Source organism: Halomonas marinisediminis, from assembly GCF_004347715.1.
Lineage (GTDB): Bacteria > Pseudomonadota > Gammaproteobacteria > Pseudomonadales > Halomonadaceae > Halomonas > Halomonas icarae.
This window is the reverse complement of sequence record NZ_SLTR01000022.1, coordinates 40,267-58,314: the sequence shown is the minus strand read 5'-3', so window position 1 is coordinate 58,314 and position 18,048 is coordinate 40,267. Positions and strand designations below refer to the sequence as shown.

The window sequence follows — 18,048 nt, the reverse complement described above, 5'->3', positions numbered from 1 at the left end:
ATCCCGAGGCACCACCCTCGGGAACAGCGCCAGTCAAGGCGCTGCGCGCCATGCCTGGCGCACCATAACGAGAGACCCCGCCTGATGGCGGGGTCTCTCGGTTGCGGTGGGTGAAGGTGTGTCTCAGGAGTCGCGGCTGCTCTCGGCCAGGTCCACCAGCTCGCGAACCGCCACGGCAAACAGCGGGAAACCGCCCTGTCCGCCGCTGCCGACCTGCTCGATCAGGCGGCACCAGCGTGCATGCATGGCATCGTGCCGCTCGAGCCACTGCTCGACCCGAGCGGAGGAGTCATCGGCTCCCTCCTCCATCTGCAGCACACTGACGGTCAACGCCAGCTGCTGGCGGTCGATATCGTCACGGAAGGTCTCGCGGGCCTGGGCCTGCCAGCTGTCCCGCACCTTCAGCTCGGTGATCCGGCGGATCATCCAGGGGAGCTGCAGACGGTTGCCGATCGCATAGAAGACCTCGGCCACCTGCTCGGGTGCGACGTCGGTCTGGCGGGCGGCCTGGATGATGCCAAGCCCCGCATAGAGGCTACCGGCGGCGGCCACATTGGCCGCCAGGGATTCCGGTACTCCGGCCTCCACCAACTCGCCTCGACGCGCCTCCCAGGACTCTCGCTCCTCGCCGCTGAGGCGCTCACCGATGCCATCGCGGATCGCCACCAGGCGCGGCGCGAAGAAGTCGATGCACTGGCGAGTATCGAGGCCGGTGCGACTGCGCAGCAACCAGCGTGTCGCGCGACGGATCAGTCGCATCAGGTCAAGCATCATGGCGTACTGCACGCCGCTGGGCACCCGGTTGTCCAGCGCCTCGATCTGCGTCCAGATCTCGTCCAGCCCGAACACTTCTCGCGCGATGACGTAGGCCCGGGCGATCTCGGCTCGACCGGCCCCGGTGGAGTCGATCAATCGGCGCACGAAAACGACACCCATGTGATCGACCAGATCGTTGGCCAGCTGGGTGGCAACGATCTCGCGCTTGAGACGGTGCTCGTACATCTCGTCGCGATAGCGCTCCACCAGTACCCGCGGGAAGATGCGCTCGACATAACGCTCGATGACCGGGTCGTCGGGAACGTCCGAGACGATCAGATCATCCTTGAGCACACTCTTGGCATAGGAGATCAGCATTGCCAGCTCGGGCAGCAGCATGCCCTGCTGATTGGCGGCCCGCTCCTGGAGCTCCTCATCGGCGGGCAGGAACTCCAGCTCACGATCGAGCTGACCGGCGGCCTCCAGTTCGCTGATGAAGCGCCGGAAGGGGCCAACCCCCTGCTTCGACAGCAACTCGGCGAGGTCGAGCGCCTGGGTCTGGCGATAGTTGCCGAGCAGCACCAGCTCACTGACCTCGTCAGTCATGTCGGCGAGCAGCTGGTTGCGCTGCTTCTCGGTCATGTCGCCGCGCTTGACCACCTCATCGATCAGGATCTTGATATTGACCTCGTGGTCGGAGCAGTTGACCCCGCCGGCGTTGTCGATGAAGTCGGTATTGATGCGCACGCCCCGGGCGGCGGCCTCCATGCGACCACGCTGGGTCATGCCGAGGTTGCCACCCTCGCCCACCACTCGACAGTTGAGCTCACGGCCATCGATCCGCAGGCCATCGTTCGCCTTGTCGCCCACCTGGGCATCAGTCTCGTCACTACCCTTGACGTAGGTACCAATACCACCGTTCCAAATCAGGTCCACCTCGGACTTGAGCATGGCGCTGATCAGCTCGTTGGGGGAGAGTCTCTCCTCACGGATGCCGAACCGCGACTTCATCTGCCTGGAGATGGGGATCGACTTGGCGCTGCGCTTGAAGACCCCGCCCCCCTCGGAGATCAGCGAGACATCGAAGTCTGCCCAGCTGGAACGAGGCATCTCGAACAGGCGCTTGCGCTCGGCGAAGGTGGCCGCCGCGTCGGGCTCGGGGTCGACGAAGATATGCAGGTGGTTGAAGGCGCCCACCAGTCGAATCTTGTCCGACAGCAGCATGCCGTTGCCGAAGACATCGCCGCCCATGTCGCCGATGCCCACCACGCTGAACTCGTCCTCCTGGGTATTCACGCCCAGGCCCCGGAAGTGACGCTTGACCGACTCCCAGGCCCCCCTGGCGGTGATTCCCATCTTCTTGTGATCGTAGCCATTGGCACCGCCGGAGGCGAAGGCATCCCCCAGCCAGTGGTCATACTCGGCAGAGATTTCGTTGGCGATATCCGAGAAGGTGGCGGTTCCCTTGTCGGCGGCCACCACCATGTAGGCGTCATCGCCGTCATGACGCACCACGTCACGCGGCGGCACGACGTCACCGCCCTTGAGGTTGTCGGTCACATCGAGCAGCGCCCGGATAAAGGTCTTGTAGCACTCGACCCCTTCGCGCTGAAAGGCCTCGCGGTCGCCCTCGGGCAGCCGCTTGCAGACAAACCCGCCCTTGGCACCCACCGGCACGATCACCGAGTTCTTGACCTGCTGGGCCTTGACCAGCCCCAGCACCTCGGTACGGAAGTCCTCGTGGCGGTCCGACCAGCGCAGCCCGCCCCGGGCCACCTTGCCACCGCGCAGGTGTACCCCCTCGACCCGCGGCGAGCAGACGAAGATCTCGAAGGCGGGACGCGGCTTGGGCATGCCGGTGACTCTCGAGGGCTCAAGCTTGACCGCGATATAGTCCTTGACGCCACCATCCTCGCGTCGCTGGTAGTAGTTGGTGCGCAGGGTAGCCAGAATCAGCTCCATGTAACGACGCAGCAGCTGGTCATCATTGAGGCTGGCCACATCGTCGAGAAGCCGCTGAATGCGCTCTACGCAGGCCTCCTCTTCACCCTCGCCGGGACGGTCGGCGGGGTCGAAGCGCAGCTCAAACAGCGTCACCAGCTCGCGGGTGATTTCCGGATGGCTGGCCAGGGTATTGGCCATGTAGTCCTGAGAGACCCCGAAGCGAATCTGCTTGAGGTAGCGGGCATAGGCCCGCAGCATCGCCACCTCACGCCAGTCGAGATTGGCGCCGATGATCAGGCGGTTGAAGGCGTCGTTATCCGCCTCTCCTGCCCAGATACGCAGAAAGGCCTCGCAGAAGGGCTCGCGCATCTCCTGGAGGTTGACCTCGGTACTGGTGTGATGCTCGAGGTTGAAGTCATGGATCCAGTAGCTGGAATCCCGGGCGCCGATCTCGTAGGGACGCTCGCCGAGCACCCTTAACCCCAGGTTCTCCATCATCGGCAGCACATCGGAGAGCGGAATCGGGGCGCCACGATGGAACAGCTTGAGATTGACCCCGCTGCCCTCCTCCTCCACCAGCCGGTAGAGCGACAGCGCCAATGGCTCCCCCTCGTCGAGCTCACCAATATGGTGCAGATCATAGACCGCGGTACGTGCGCTGAAGTCGTCGCGGTAGCTGGCCGGGAAGGCATCGCGGAATCGGTCCATCAGGCGGTTGGCCTGCTCTTCGCCGAAGCCATCGATACAGGCGTTGTGCAGATCATCACGCCAGTTGCGCGCCAGCTTGGCCAGCTTGGTCTCGAGACGCTTGATCTCGTATTCGACCGGACGGTCGCCCTTGAAGCGCAGGATAAACTGGATGCGTGCCAGCACCGACTCGGAGAGATAGGTGTTGAAATCGCCGAAGGTGGCGTCGAGCTCCTCGCACAGCATCTCCTGAATGCGCAGACGCAGCTCGGTGGAGAACACATCCCGGGGCACGAAGATCAGGCAGGAGTAAAAGCGACCGGGGAGATCCTCGCGCACGAACAACCGGACGCGACGACGCTCGCGAATGCTGAGGATTCCCAGCGCCGTCTGCGCCAGCTCCTCGGTATCGATCTGGAAGAGATCATCGCGGGGGTAGACCTCGAGAATCTGCAGCAGCTGCTTGCCGTTGTGCCCCTTGGGGCTGAAGCCGGCGATCTCCATCACCGCCTTGAGCTTGCGCCGCAGGATCGGCACGTTGCGCGGCGACTCGTTGTAGACGGTGGCCGTGAACAGCCCCAGGAAGCGATGCTCACCGATCAGGCGCCCCTGCTCGTCATAGCGATCGATGGAGATATAGTCGGGATAGGTGGGACGATGAATCCTGGCGTGGTGGGCGCTCTTGGAGAAGGTCAGCAGCTCCGGCACCAGCACATAGTGGCCATTCTCGATGCCAAGCTCGGTGCGGATACGCTCCCGGTAGCGTGGCTGGTCGAGACGAAAGACGCCAAGCTCGCTCCCCTTCTCCTTCTCGAGAGTCTCCTTGTCCGCCGTCCCCTTCACCGAGTAGGTGTCATAGCCCAGGAAGGTGAAATTGTCCTCGAGCATCCACTCCAGAAAGGTGATTGCCTCGGCATGGTCATCCGGGTCCGTCTGCGGCGGGCAGCAGGTGCGCAGCTCCGACAGCGCCTCCTCGACCTTGGCACGCATCGGGTCGAAGTCAGCCACCGCGGTACGCACATCGACCAGCACCTCCTCGAGGCTGGCCTGCATCTCCTGCAGCTCATCGCTATCGGAGTGACGGTCGATCTCGATAACGATCAGCGACTCGCGCTGGGCCGGGGCCGCGCTGTCCTTGGGCGAGGTCACCGACAGCAGGCGGTGGCCGCGATCCCGCTCCGTCGCCAGCACGGCATTATGGATGGCGTGCACGGTCATGCCACGGCGATTGAGCTCGATGCGCACCGAGTCGACCAGGAAAGGCATGTCCTCGTGCAGCACCGCCACGAAGGTGTGCGGTGACTGCCAGCCATGCTCCTCGAAGTCCGGATTGAAGACCCGCACCTTGGGCTCGGCCGGGTTGAACTGCTGCAGGAAGTGCCACACCGAGAGGGTCGCGCCGTAGATATCGTCGAGCCGGCGATCCTCCAGGTCATCCAGCGGAACCGCAGCATAGAAGTATGCGGCGAAGGCCCCTACCGCCTCCGCCTTGGCGGCATCCAGCTTGGCGCTCAGGCGCTCATCAAGCTGCTTTAGCAGATCCTGTCTGGCTTCGTCATTCGCAACGTGCTGCATCCATCACCTCGGCTACCGGCGGCCGCTCCTGCGGCCGGGAAGTGTTCGACACGACCCCAGTGGGGCCCTGTCGTCAGCTTACGCGACACCCGGAGTGCGACCTAGTCACTTGATGATCTGCTCATGGAGCATGTCGAAAATGCATTACGCTGAGGCGTCGCGAGTTCGTCAGTCGCGTCGCTCGAGCAGCACACCGCACTCGCAGTGGTGGGTCCAGGGAAACTGGTCGAACAGCGCGAATCGCGTGATTCGATGGGTCTCGGTCAGGCGCTCCAGATTGCTCGCCAATGTCTCCGGATTGCATGAAATATAGACGATACGCGAATAACCGCTCAGCTGGCGGCAGCTGGCATCGTCGAGACCGGCGCGAGGCGGGTCGACCAGCACGGTGCTGAAGGCATAGTCATCGAGCGCCCACTCGGCGACCCGACGCCCTCCCTTCTCTCCCCTCAAGGCCGCGGCGAACTCCTCGGCCGACATGCGCCCCACGGTGGCGTTGTCGATACCATTGGCGGCCAGATTCTGCCTGGCGCTGGCCACCGAGGTGCGCGAGATCTCCGTGGCCAGCACGCGCCGGAAGTTCTCGGCCAGCGCCACCGTGAAGTTGCCGTTGCCGCAGTAGAGCTCCACCAGGTCTGCGGACTCGCTGCCCCGCGTCACGTCCCGCGCCCAGGCCAGCATCGAGCGGCAGATCTGTGCATTGGGCTGGGTAAAGCTGTTCTCCACCTGCTGATAGACGAACTCACGCCCTTCCACCTCGAGACGCTCCCAGACATGATCACGCTCAAGCACCCAGCGCTGCTTGCGGGCACGACCGATGATCATTACCCCGAGGCGCTCCTGCAGACGACGCGCCTCGGCCTCCCAGGCGTCGTCCAGCTGGCGATGGTAGATCAGCGTCACCAGCGCCTCGCCGGAGAGGGTGGTGAGGAACTCGACCTGAAACAGCCGGCGGCGCAGCGGGTCGTTGTCACGAATGGCATCGAGCAGGCGCGGCATGAGGTCGTTGATCTGCCGGCTGGCGACCGGGTAGTCATCCAGGCGGATGACCGTCTTCTTCCTTTTCTTGGGATTCTCGGCGTCCTCCTCGGACGCTTGAATTTCGAACATGGCGTAGAAGAGGTCATCGCCCTGGTGCCAGATGCGAAACTCGCAGCGCTGGCGATAGTGGCTCGGCGGCGAAGGGTAGACCTCGAGTGCCGGCGGTGCGAAGCGGGAAAAGTCTCGGACGATACGCTCGCGTTTCGCTTCGAGCTGCTGGTCGTAGCGGTCGGGGTCGACGACAGGAATGGCCACGAAGCCTCCAGATAAGTAAGGATGTAAATGATTGAAAGGTAAAGACGTTTTGGGCGTGGATGATCAGCCAAGCGCAAGTGGCCGCGGGCCGCTGAAGCCGAATCGCGACAGGACCCCGGCCAGGGGCATGTCGGGGGCGCTGGCAAAGCTCTGCCCCGGGCCACTCCCGAGTGCCACGTCCGATGCCACCTGGGCCGTGCGCCGGGCGATGGCATCGCTGGAGTCGACCCAGCTCACCGCACGCGGCGCGGCGGCCGACAGGAGATCGCGCAGCAGCGGGAAGTGGGTGCAGCCCAGCACCACGGTATCGAGCTCGGGCTCCTCCCACAGCGGGGCCAGGGCCGAGGCGATCACAGCGCTGTCGGGCAACTCTCCGGCCAGGTAACGTTCCGCCTCGCGCACCAGGGGGTCCGCCGCGACTCGCCTGACTCGACAATCAGCGGCGAAGGTTTCGATCAGGCGGAGTGTATAGGGGCGCGCTACCGTGGCACTGGTGGCCAAGAGCCCGATATGGCGACTTCGGCTGACCATGGCTGCCGGCTTGATGGCGGGTACCGTTCCCACCACCGGTACCCTCAGATGTTCACGCAAGGCATCCAGCGCCAGGGTGCTGGCGGTATTGCAGGCCACCACCAGGGCCGCACAGCGACTGGCCGCCACGGCCGCCTCGCACACCGCCAGAATACGCTCCACGAGCCAGGCATCCTGACGACGCCCATAAGGCAGCATGGCATTGTCACAGGCGTAGGCCAGGGCCGCGTGGGGCATCCGCGCCCGCAATGCGGCCACGACCGAGAGTCCGCCTACTCCGGAATCGAACACCAGAATCGGTCCCGCCATCAGCCCCCCCCCGTCGCCCGGGGGGGGCAACAACAGGAGCTGGGTGATGGCGGAAATATCAGGAACGGGCTGGACATGGCAAGGGAGAGGCCGCTGAAATGCCGGCCATTCTACCTCACATCTACCTCACATCTACCTCACAGCGGGGATGAGCCGAAGCACCGGCCTATCAAGGGCCGGCCTATCAAGGGGAATGCCAAATTCAGGTTACTGGCTCGGGAGCATCGCGCAGCTCGGCATACAGCTCGGGATAGGCCTCCTCCAGGCGCTTGACCTGTGCCTGAGCGCCTTCGGGCAGCGCCGCCGCCAGGGCCTCGAGGTCCGCGTCATCGAAGTTCTCCTGGATCAGCGGAAACAGACGCTCACGCTCATCCCTAAGATAGGCACGGTGGCTCTTCAGGTAGGCATTGAGATCCTCGGCGAAGTGCTCCATGGGAACCACGGCATCCATCAGGATCATGTCGATATCATTGGATAGCCGCTTGAGCCGCGACTGCAGCGCCCGATAGTCCCGAGCCAGGCGTTCGGTGACCTCGACACTGGAAGGATCCAGCTCCATGAGTCGCTCGGTGCAGACCTTTTCGAGAGGCTGGGTAAAGCCCTCCTGGTAATCGAGGATATAGTCGACGACCTCGCGCACCAGCTGAAAGTTGGGACGCTCGCCGGCCGCCAGGGTCTTCTGCTTGAGCTGCAGAACGTGCAACATGCGCGCCATATTGGCATGATCCTGACGCAACTGGGGCAACATTGGCATGTCGGGCCCTCCTGAAGGAAACCTGGGGAGAAGGCACTCTCCATTGGATACGCCATCCGGGGCTAGGTTCATCTCGAGGCCCCTTCGGCGCCCTCGACGCTACCCCACTCTAGCAGGAGTGACGCCGACCTGCCCCCTCCCCATCAACGCAAGGAGACGCCATGGACCTCTTCGCAAGCGACCGCGACGACGACGCCCCCCTCGCCTGGCGCATGCGCCCGCGCGGCCTCGCCGACTATGTGGGCCAGCAGGCCCTGGTGGGCCCCGGCAAGCCACTGCGACGCATGGCCGAGAGTGGCCTTGTGCGCTCGATGATCCTGTGGGGGCCGCCAGGCACCGGGAAGACCACCCTGGCGGAGATCCTGGCCGTCGAGTCGGGTGCCGATCTCGAGCATCTCTCCGCGGTGATGGCCGGCGTCAAGGAGATCCGGGCCGTAGTGGAGCGCGCCCAGGCACGCCAGGCTCAGGGGCTGGCGACCCTGCTGTTCCTCGATGAGATCCACCGTCTCAACAAGAGCCAGCAGGATGCACTGCTTCCTCACGTGGAATCGGGGCTGCTGACGCTGATCGGCGCCACGACGGAAAACCCCTCCTTCGAGGTCAACTCGGCCCTGCTCTCCCGGGCCCGGGTGCACATTCTGACATCACTCTCCGAGGAGGAGCTGATGGAGGTGCTGCAGCGCGCCCTGGACGACGAGGAGAGAGGCCTGGGAACACGCCGAATCCGGCCCGAGCCCGATGTACTCAGGGTCCTCGCCCGGTCCGCCGCGGGCGACGCTCGCCGCGCCCTGGGGCTGCTGGAGAGCGCCTGCGACTTTACCGAGGCCGGCCCGGAGGGCAGCGAGATACTTCGCCGGGAAGCACTGGAAGCGGTACTGGGGTACCAGGCCAGCGCCTTCGACAAGCAGGGCGATCACTTCTACGACCTGCTGTCGGCGATCCACAAGTCGGTGCGCTCCTCACGTCCGGATGCCGCCCTCCTCTACATGGCACGCTTTATCCAGGGTGGCGGCGACCCCCTGGATGTGGTCCGCCGGCTGACCGCCATCGCCTCAGAGGATGTGGGAAACGCCGACCCCCGCGCCCTGCCGCTGGTCATGGCCGCCTGGGACGCCTATCTGCGCCTGGGGGATTACGAGGGACAGCGGGCCATCGCCCATGCCGCCATCCACCTCGCCGTGGCCCCCAAGAGCAACGCCATCGACCGGGCCTGGCACCAGGCCAAGGCCTTTGCCGCCAGCCAGCCCCGGCTCGAGGTGCCGAGTTATCTGCGCAACGCCCCCACCAAGCTGATGGAGTCCCTGGGTCATGGGCAGGGATACCGCTATGCCCACCACGAGCCCCACGGCTACCCCGCCGGCAGCAGTCACGACTGCTGGCCGGATGCGACGCCTCGCGAGCACTTCTATCGGCCCACCGAGTACGGTCAGGAGAAGCGCTATGCGCAGATCATGGCCTGGCGGGAGCAGCTCGATGCCGAGGCGGACGGCACCGACACCTAGCTGGAAGCTGGAAGGCAGCATGAGTTCGCTGCCAAACGTGTCAGGCCCTTTCTACAAGCTTCCAGGAGCGAAGCGACGCTCTTCCAGCTTACAGCTCCTGGCCTGGCGAAGTCGGGTTAGTGGGTATCGCGAATCACATCGGTCCCGTCAGGGATATCGAAGGCGAAGCGGCCATCATCGATGCTCTGGTTCATGCGCACATCACGGAAGACAATGGCGGTGCGCTGCCCCGTGCTGTCAGTCATCTCCAGCCCGACAAGTCGCTCCCCGCGGAAGGTCATCTCCAGCTCCTCGAACAGGGTATCGGGATCCCTGGGCATTAGGGTAAAACGCTCGGCGCTGCCCTGTTGGCTACGCGTGACGTTGAAGCTCTCGACCAGCTCATCGGCACTACCGGAGAGCAGCAGCGCCGGGGTATGGGTCACACGCTGGTCGAGTGCCTGCACGGTGGCCTGCTCCAGGTCGGGGTCATAGAGCACCACGTCGTCCCCATCAGAGACCACCAGCTGCTGGTAAGGGGCGTCTACCTCCCAACGGAACCTGCCGGGTCGCGACAGCCACATGCTTCCGCGCGCCTCCTGGAGCCGCTCACCACCGGCGTCGAGTATCTGCTGCTCGAAGGTGGCCGCATAGGTCTGCATCGGCTCCAGTATACGACTGAGCCGCTCGGCGCCTTCGCTGGCCAGCGCCGATAGCGGCATGGCGAGACCAACGACGAGGGTGGCGAGGCTCTTCTTGAGGGTCATGGGCATCTCCCTGAACGGTGCCGGTGAATTCCTGTCATTGAGACCGCTGGCATGCCGCCGGGTTGCCTCCCCGGCGGTGCCTTCACGATAGCTGCACGGTGTTTCACCAGCGTCGCCGTATGCAGACACTGATTAGTCACCCGCCGGCGGCGGCGCCAGCACCTCTCGGGCACCATTGGTCCCCATGGTGGAGACCACACCTGCCATCTCCATCGCCTCCACCAGTCGAGCGGCACGGTTATAGCCGATCTTGAAGCGACGCTGCACCGCCGAGATGGAGGCGCGTCGTGAATCGGTGACGAAGGCCACCGCCTCATCGTAGAGCGCATCCTGCTCGGCGTCGTCACCGTCGCCACCTTCGGACTCCAGTCCGGCCAGGGCGTCGGCGGAGACGCCACCGGAGAGGATCTCTTCGATATACACGGGCTCACCGCGACGCTTCCAGTCCTCCACCACCCGATGGACCTCATCGTCATCGACAAAGGCGCCGTGGACACGGGACGGCATGCCCGAGCCTGCCGGCAAATAGAGCATATCGCCATGGCCCAGCAGGTTCTCGGCGCCGCCCTGGTCGAGGATGGTACGCGAATCGACCCGTGAGGAGACCTGGAAGGCCATGCGCGTCGGTACGTTGGCCTTGATCAGGCCGGTGACCACATCCACCGAGGGGCGCTGGGTGGCGAGAATCAGGTGAATGCCGGCGGCTCGCGCCTTCTGAGCCAGCCGTGCGATCAGCTCCTCGACCTTCTTGCCGACAATCATGAACATGTCGGCAAACTCGTCGATCACCACCACGATATAGGGCAGTTTCTCGAGTACCGGTGGACTCTCATGCATCTCCCAGGGCTGCGGCTCCCACAGGGGATCCGCCACCTGGGCACCGGCACGCTCCGCCTCGTCGAGCTTGGCATTGAAACCGGCGATATTGCGCACCCCCATGGAGGCCATCAGCTTGTAGCGTCGCTCCATCTCGGCCACGCACCAGCGCAGGGCGTTGGCGGCCTCCTTCATGTCGGTGACCACCGGGGCGAGCAGATGGGGAATGCCATCATAGACCGAGAGTTCGAGCATCTTGGGGTCGACCATGATCAGGCGCAGCTCCTCGGGTGTCGCCTTGAGCAGCATGGAGATCAACATCGCGTTGACGCCTACCGACTTGCCCGAACCGGTGGTACCGGCCACCAGCAGGTGGGGCATCTTGCCCAGGTTGGCCACCACAGGGCCGCCGCCAATATCCTGCCCCAGGGCCAGGGTCAACGCCGAGTCGGCCTGCTGGTAACGATCTGAGTCGATCACCTCGCGCAGGCGAATCATCGCTCGGTTGGGATTGGGGATCTCGATGCCGACGGTAGGCCGCCCGGGGATCACCTCCACCACACGCACACTCTTGACCATCAACGAACGTGCCAGGTCCTTGGCCAGATTGCTGATCTTGGAAACCTTTACCCCGGCAGCCGGCTTGATCTCGAAGCGTGTGATTACCGGCCCCGGCCAGGTTTCCACCACCTCGGCCTTGACCCCGTACTCGCGCAGCCTTACTTCGAGTAGCTCAGCCATTTCCGCCAGCTGCTCGCCGGTATAGTTCTGCTTCTGTGGCTCCGGGGGAGTCAGCAGGCGCAGGCTGGGCAGATCACCATCGGGCTCGGGCAAATCATCCAGTGTTGGGCGCTGGCTCTGCAGGTGCTCCACGGTCCATAGCCGCATGCCCTCCTCCTCGGCGGCGTCCCTGGCCTGCTCCGCGGTGGCTACCCGTGGCGCTTCCGACTCATCATCGCCGCTCGCCGGCTCTGGCTCGGGTGGCTGTGCTACCTGGTGTGGGGCCGCAGCATCCCGGGGCATCGCCGAGGCCTCAACCATCTGCGAGACAGCGGCACCCTCACTCGCCACTGGGGTCACAACGCCTGCGCACTCCCCGGACTCCTCGGCTACCGCCGGCTCGTCCCAGGTCAGCCTCGGCTCATCATCGTCCGTGCCGTCACCATCGAAATGACCACCGCTCAGCACCGGCTCGTGCCGCTGGCGGGTTTTCGGCGCGGGCCGATGTGGCGTGCCTCCACCGGCCGTCGCCGTCTCGTTTGTCGGGCTAGTGTTCGCCGGGCTAGTGTTTGCCGGACTATGACTCGTCGAGCCGTCAAACACCGCTCTATCACTCGCCGTACCCGCCGGTCGACTGTTGTCTGTGCCATCGGCGTCCCAACAATGGCCTTTCGGATCATGCCTTTCCAAATCTTTTCTTGCCGACCTTTCCGGTGCCGGGGCTGACTCGCCAGGCATCGCGTCATCGGTGCGACTGGCTCTCAGGGCCGGTCCCTGCCAGGCCCTTGCCGGCTCCCCGTCCTCGGGCAACATGGGCTCGGGAACACTCTCCGGCACGCCTTTCGGCTCACGGCAGGCTTCTGTTTTCGGCACACTTCTCGCCACACTCGTCGCCTCGGGGGCGGTGAACGAATGGGGATCAGGAGAAGAGAGCCGGGATTTCTGGGGTTCAGATGAAGAGGGCTCAGTTGAAGAAATCTCGGGCGAAGATGCCTCGGATACAGAGGCCACGGGTGCGCGAGACCTCGTGGGAGTGGCGATCTGTGACGTATAGGCGGCGCCGGGCTGCTTGGCCGATGGTGTACGCTCGGGCACCTCCCAGGGAATGTCGGTGCTGCCATCATCGCCCAAACCGGGCTCACGACGCGAGGTGGCAGCGACTGTCGGGCCGACTCGACCACCACGCGACAGCGGCAGCAAGCGGCGCCACCAGCGCGTTCGCCCGCCGTTGCCATCCGTCATCTCGGGACTGGCATCGGATGCCGGAGCGGCTGTTTCTCTCGCCTCGACCTCCTCTTTCGCCGCGACCTCCTTCTCGGGCTTGCCTGGCGAAGTGGAGCCCCGGCGGGTAAAGGCAAACCGCTCTGCCAGCCAGGCCCACAGGCGCAGGGCCCCACGCCCCAGCTCATCCATCACGCTGAACCAGGAGAGCCCAGTGAACAGTGGAAAGCCGCAGAGCAGCGCCACCAGAGCCATCAGACCGCTGCCCCCAACACCCACCATGGGCAGCAACGCTCCCACCAGCCCTTCGCCGAGGATCCCCCCCGTGGAGTAGGGCAAGGGACCCTCCGGGCGATAGAAATGCAGGGCGCCCAGAGTGGTCGTTCCCAGCAGCAGCAGGATCAACCCACCACCACGAACTGCCAGCGCGGTGGCATCCCAGACGAGTCGTGCCTGCCGGGAGCGCAACAGGCGCCAGGCGGCAAGACCGAGCATACCGGGCCACCACAGGGCGCTGACGCCGAACAGGGAGTAGAGCACGTCGGATAACCAGGCACCCACCGGTCCCATCCAGTTCACGACGCCTTCCTCGGGCCCGCTGCGTGACCAGCCGGGATCACTTCCCTCATAGCTGAACAGGGCCAGCAGCAGGAACACGCAGACCGCCAGCAACACGATCACCACGCCCTCACGCGCCACTCCTTGCAGCTTTACCCCGAAGCGCTTCGCCGATTCTCTGGCATTGGTCGCGCGGTCTACCCGCGACGCGGTCTGCTTCTCGACACTCAACGAATCATCCCCCTTGCGCCACGCCTGGCGCCGTGCGAATGCGTGGCACCAATCATACCGAGCGAAGGCGCCGCATCACAGTGGGCTGAACTCGAGAGGTCCCGGCTTGAGCGGTGCCGGCGTGAGCGGCACACTGCCATCTCGATCACAAGGATGCCGACCCCATGCTGCCCTGGTTGCCCCCCTCGCCCGTCCACTTTCCTCCTTTGAGCGAGGCACTGAACGATCCCGACGGCCTGCTGGCAGCCGGGGGTAGCCTCACTCCCGAGTGGCTGCTGTGCGCCTATCGACACGGCATCTTCCCCTGGTATAGCGACGATCAGCCTATCCTCTGGTGGAGCCCGGACCCGCGCATGGTGCTGTTTCCGGACGAGATCCGGGTATCTCGCAGCCTGGCCAAGCGGGTACGCAATGCCGGCTTCACGGTGACCGCCAACCGCGCCTTCGACGCCGTGATCGAGGCCTGTGCCGCCCCTCGAGATGGGCTGCCTGGCACCTGGATCGACGAAGAGATGCGTGCCGCCTATGCCCGCCTGCACGTCATCGGCGCGGCTCATTCGGTGGAGGTGTGGCGCGATGGCAGCCTGGTCGGCGGGCTCTATGGTGTCGCTCTGGGGCCGGTTTTCTTCGGCGAGTCGATGTTCTCGCGAACGGCCGATGCCTCCAAGGTCGCCCTGGTGAAGCTGGCCGACGCGATGTCCGCGGGCGGCGGCCGACTCATCGACTGCCAGATGCACACCCCCCACCTGGCCAGACTGGGTGCCCGTGAGATCGCTCGGGCAACATTCATCGGCTATCTTGAAGAGTGGCTGGGCAGCCCCGGCAGCGATGTTACCTCGCCCGATCACTGGGTGCCCGCCTGCTGGTCCTTCGCCCCATTCGCCGGGCCTGCCAGCGATTCCGACTGACCGCCCAGCGCCAGGGAGAGCCGCCGTGAGCAGCAACACCCCTCAACAACCGACCCGGGACCTGCGTTTCTTCCTGACCGTGCCCCACGCCTGCAGCTATCTGGAGGGGCGCGAGGCAACCACTCTGTTCCTGGACCCACAGGAGTCCCCGGGCCAGGGCGTATACGACGCCCTGGCACTGCTAGGCTTCCGGCGCAGCGGGCGCCACCTCTATCGCCCACATTGCGAGGGCTGCAGCGCCTGTATTTCGGTACGCATTCCGGTGGAGGAATTCTCGCCCAACCGAACCCAGCGGCGGCTGATGCGGCGCAATGATGACCTGAGTCTCCACCTGCGACCGGCCATCTACGATCCCGAGCACTATGCCCTCTATGCCGACTATATCCGTACGCGTCATGCCGATGGCGACATGTTTCCGCCAAGCCACGAGCAGTATCGCACCTTCCTGACGCTCGACCAGCCCTATGCCAGACTACTGGAATTCCGCCTGGCGGGACGGCTGATAGCGGTAGCGGCCTTCGATCAGCTCGAGCATGGCCTCTCGGCAATCTATACCTTCTTCGACCCCGCCCCCGACCTGGAGCGTCGCTCCCTGGGGACCTATGCGGTCCTGTGCCTTGTCGAGCTGTCCCGACGGCGTGAACTCCCTCACCTCTATCTGGGTTACTGGATCCGCGAGTGCCGCAAGATGGCCTACAAGCAGGCCTTCCAGCCGCTGGAGCGTCTGGAGGGGCGCCGCTGGCAGCGGCTGATCCCCAGCTGAGGTTGTCAACCACCCATTCTTTGCCTTGCCGGCCGGCATGCGGCACAATATCGCGCTATTCTTTTCCCATGCCCCTTTGGGCCATGGGACATGATCCACCAACAGCGAGGAATCGCCTATATGGCACGTGAAGACCATATCGAGATGGAAGGCGTGATCGTCGATACCCTTCCCAACACCACCTTCCGCGTCGAACTCGAGAACGGGCATGTGGTAACCGCTCATATCTCCGGCAAGATGCGCAAGAACTACATCCGCATCCTCACCGGCGACAAGGTCAAGGTCGAGCTGACTCCCTACGACCTGACCAAGGGCCGCATCGTCTACCGCTCCCGCTGATACCGGCGGTCGAGCGACTCGGCCTCCCCTGCCGCCTACATGACAACGCCCCGTCTCTCGACAGGGCGCTGCGTTGTGGATGAACGGCGGGCTAGTGCCCGCCTGTCTTTCCTGCCTATGGGGCGTCGGCCATCTCCGACTCGGTATCGAGGTGCAACTCCCCCTGTTCCACGCTGACGTGGACCAGCCCACCGTGCTCGGATAGCTCGCCGAACAGGATCATCTCCGCCAGTGGCTTCTTGAGCCTCTCCTGGATCAGGCGCGCCATGGGACGAGCCCCCATGTCCGGGTCGTAGCCCCGCTCCGCCAGCCACACTCGAGCCTCCTCGTCCACATCGAGCTGAACACGCTTCTCGTCCAGCTGGGCCTGCAGCTCCACCAGGAACTTGTCGACCACACTGCGCACCACCGCGGGGGGCAGTGCGTGGAATTGGATGATGCCATCCAGGCGGTTGCGGAACTCCGGCGAGAAGGTCTTGCGGATCACCTCCATGGCGTCAGTCGAGTGATCCTGGGTCTGGAAGCCGATGGACCGCCGGGTGGCCTGCTCGACTCCGGCGTTGGAGGTCATGATCAGGATCACATGGCGGAAATCCGCCTCGCGGCCGTTGTTATCGGTGAGTCGACCATGGTCCATCACCTGAAGCAGAAGGTTGAAGACCTCGGGATGCGCCTTCTCGATCTCATCGAGCAGCAGCACACAGTGCGGCTGCTTGGTGATCGCCTCGGTCAGCAAGCCCCCCTGGTCATAGCCGACATATCCTGGCGGAGCACCGATCAGTCGTGACACGGTGTGGCGCTCCATATACTCCGACATGTCGAAGCGCACCAACTCGATCCCCATGATATGCGAGAGCTGGCGAGCGACCTCGGTCTTGCCCACACCGGTGGGTCCGGCGAACAGGAAGCTGCCCACCGGCTTGTCGGGCGACTTGAGACCCGCCCGCGACAGCTTGATCGCCGCGGCGAGACTGTCGATCGCCTCATCCTGGCCGAATACCAGCATCTTCAGGTCGCGATCGATGTTCGCCAGCAGCTTGCGGTCGGAGCTGGAGACACTCTTCGGCGGAATCCGCGCGATGGAGGCCACCACCGCCTCGATCTGATCGGTATCGATGCAGTCGACACTCACCTCCGGCGGCAGTAGGCGCTGATGCGCCCCCGCCTCGTCGATCACGTCGATGGCCTTGTCGGGCAGGTGGCGGTCATTGATATAACGATCCGCCAGCCGCGCGGCACTCTCCAGGGCACCATCGGTATACTTGAGCTGGTGATGCTCCTCGAAGCGCGAGCGCAGCCCCTTGAGGATACGGATGGTGTCCTCCACCGACGGCGCCGGCACATCCACCTTCTGGAAACGGCGGGCCAGTGCTCGATCCTTCTCGAAGATGCCGCGATACTCCTGGAAGGTGGTGGATCCGATGCAGCGCAGCTCACCTGAGGAGAGCATCGGCTTGAGCAGGTTGGAGGCATCCATCACCCCGCCCGAGGCGGCCCCGGCACCGATCACGGTATGAATCTCGTCGATGAAAAGGACGGCGTTGGGCTGCTTGCGCAGTTCGGCGAGCAGCGCCTTGAGGCGCTTCTCGAAATCGCCACGATACTTGGTGCCGGCCAGAAGCGCTCCCATGTCCAGGGAGTAGACCACGGCGTCACCAATCACCTCGGGTACGTCCTCCTCGACGATTCGCTTTGCCAATCCCTCGGCGATGGCGGTCTTGCCCACCCCCGCCTCCCCCACCAGCAGCGGGTTGTTCTTGCGGCGCCGGGCAAGGATCTGGACCACCCTCTCCAGCTCGTGCTCGCGACCGATCAGCGGATCGATCTTGCCCATCCGAGCCTGCTCATTGAGGTTGGTGGCATAGCCGGTCAATGGATTGGAAGCGGCCTCGCCGCCCTCCTCGGCCTCCTCCGACTCCGACGAGGAAGATGACGGTGCCTGGTCATGGCCGGACACCTTCGAGATGCCGTGAGCGATATAGTTGACGGCATCGACGCGCGCCACATTCTGCTGCTTGAGGAAATAGACCGCCTGGCTCTCCTGCTCGGAGAAGATCGCCACCAGCACGTTGGCGCCGGTCACCTCACTCTTGCCGGAGGATTGCACGTGGAATACTGCCCGCTGCAGCACACGCTGGAAGCCCAGCGTCGGCTGGGTCTCACGATCGGCATGATCCTCGGGAATCAGTGGCGTCGTGGAGTTGATAAAGTCCTGCAGGTCGGACCGCAGCTTGTCGAGATTGGCCCCGCAGGCGCGCAGCACATCAGCCGCCGAGGCGTTGTCGAGCAGCGCCAGCAGCAGGTGCTCCACGGTCATGAACTCGTGGCGCTTCGAGCGTGCCACGGTGAAGGCCGTGTTCAGGGTCAGTTCAAGTTCTTTGCTCAGCATGGC

The 18,048-nt window shown here is 64.5% G+C and carries 11 protein-coding genes; 4 read left to right on the top strand and 7 right to left on the bottom strand.

Translation table 11 applies throughout. The annotated features are described in order from the left end of the window. Window positions 1–123: 123 nt before the first annotated feature. The 4 genes from E0702_RS14195 to E0702_RS14180 all read right to left on the bottom strand — a co-directional run bounded on the left by E0702_RS14195 (window position 124) and on the right by E0702_RS14180 (window position 7,846). Window positions 124–4,962 (bottom strand): NAD-glutamate dehydrogenase, encoded by a 4,839-nt coding sequence (locus tag E0702_RS14195; protein WP_132044955.1) that lies wholly within the window; start codon window positions 4,960–4,962, stop codon window positions 124–126. 168 nt (window positions 4,963–5,130) lie between these two features. After that, a complete protein-coding gene (gene trmA / locus E0702_RS14190) occupies window positions 5,131–6,258 on the bottom strand; it encodes a tRNA (uridine(54)-C5)-methyltransferase TrmA (protein WP_132044953.1) in 1,128 nt (375 codons plus the stop codon). A 63-nt stretch (window positions 6,259–6,321) separates the two neighbouring features. Further along, a complete protein-coding gene (gene murI / locus E0702_RS14185; RefSeq protein ID WP_132044951.1) occupies window positions 6,322–7,098 on the bottom strand; it encodes a glutamate racemase in 777 nt (258 codons plus the stop codon). Between the two features lie 202 nt (window positions 7,099–7,300). Further along, window positions 7,301–7,846 carry a hemerythrin domain-containing protein gene (locus tag E0702_RS14180; protein WP_132044967.1) on the bottom strand — a complete coding sequence of 182 codons (546 nt, stop codon included), beginning with the start codon at window positions 7,844–7,846 and terminating at the stop codon, window positions 7,301–7,303. Window positions 7,847–8,013: 167 nt separating this feature from the next. Between E0702_RS14180 and E0702_RS14175 the strand changes: the two genes are divergently transcribed. Further along, complete coding sequence (locus tag E0702_RS14175) at window positions 8,014–9,354, top strand: replication-associated recombination protein A (protein ID WP_132044949.1); 1,341 nt, start codon at window positions 8,014–8,016, stop codon at window positions 9,352–9,354. Window positions 9,355–9,470: 116 nt separating this feature from the next. Here the strand turns inward: E0702_RS14175 and lolA are convergent, their stop codons facing one another. Both lolA and E0702_RS14165 read right to left on the bottom strand, forming a co-directional pair. Further along, window positions 9,471–10,100 carry an outer membrane lipoprotein chaperone LolA gene (gene lolA, locus E0702_RS14170; protein ID WP_132044947.1) on the bottom strand — a complete coding sequence of 210 codons (630 nt, stop codon included), beginning with the start codon at window positions 10,098–10,100 and terminating at the stop codon, window positions 9,471–9,473. A 132-nt stretch (window positions 10,101–10,232) separates the two neighbouring features. Continuing rightward, entirely contained in the window at window positions 10,233–13,646 is a 3,414-nt protein-coding gene (locus tag E0702_RS14165) for a DNA translocase FtsK (protein WP_132044945.1), read from the bottom strand. Window positions 13,647–13,810: 164 nt separating this feature from the next. Here E0702_RS14165 and aat point away from each other — a divergent pair, with 164 nt between their 5' ends. From aat to infA, 3 genes are all read left to right on the top strand, one after another. Further along, entirely contained in the window at window positions 13,811–14,554 is a 744-nt protein-coding gene (gene aat / locus E0702_RS14160; RefSeq protein WP_132044943.1) for a leucyl/phenylalanyl-tRNA--protein transferase, read from the top strand. Window positions 14,555–14,579: 25 nt separating this feature from the next. Further along, complete coding sequence (locus E0702_RS14155) at window positions 14,580–15,317, top strand: arginyltransferase (protein ID WP_132044941.1); 738 nt, start codon at window positions 14,580–14,582, stop codon at window positions 15,315–15,317. A gap of 120 nt (window positions 15,318–15,437) precedes the next feature. Next, on the top strand, window positions 15,438–15,656 hold the full coding sequence (infA, locus tag E0702_RS14150; protein ID WP_027961652.1) for a translation initiation factor IF-1: 219 nt from the start codon (window positions 15,438–15,440) through the stop codon (window positions 15,654–15,656). Between the two features lie 115 nt (window positions 15,657–15,771). Here infA and clpA read toward each other — a convergent pair whose 3' ends face one another. After that, window positions 15,772–18,045, bottom strand: coding sequence for an ATP-dependent Clp protease ATP-binding subunit ClpA (clpA, locus tag E0702_RS14145; RefSeq protein ID WP_132044939.1), 2,274 nt, complete (start codon window positions 18,043–18,045; stop codon window positions 15,772–15,774). Window positions 18,046–18,048 lie beyond the last annotated feature (3 nt).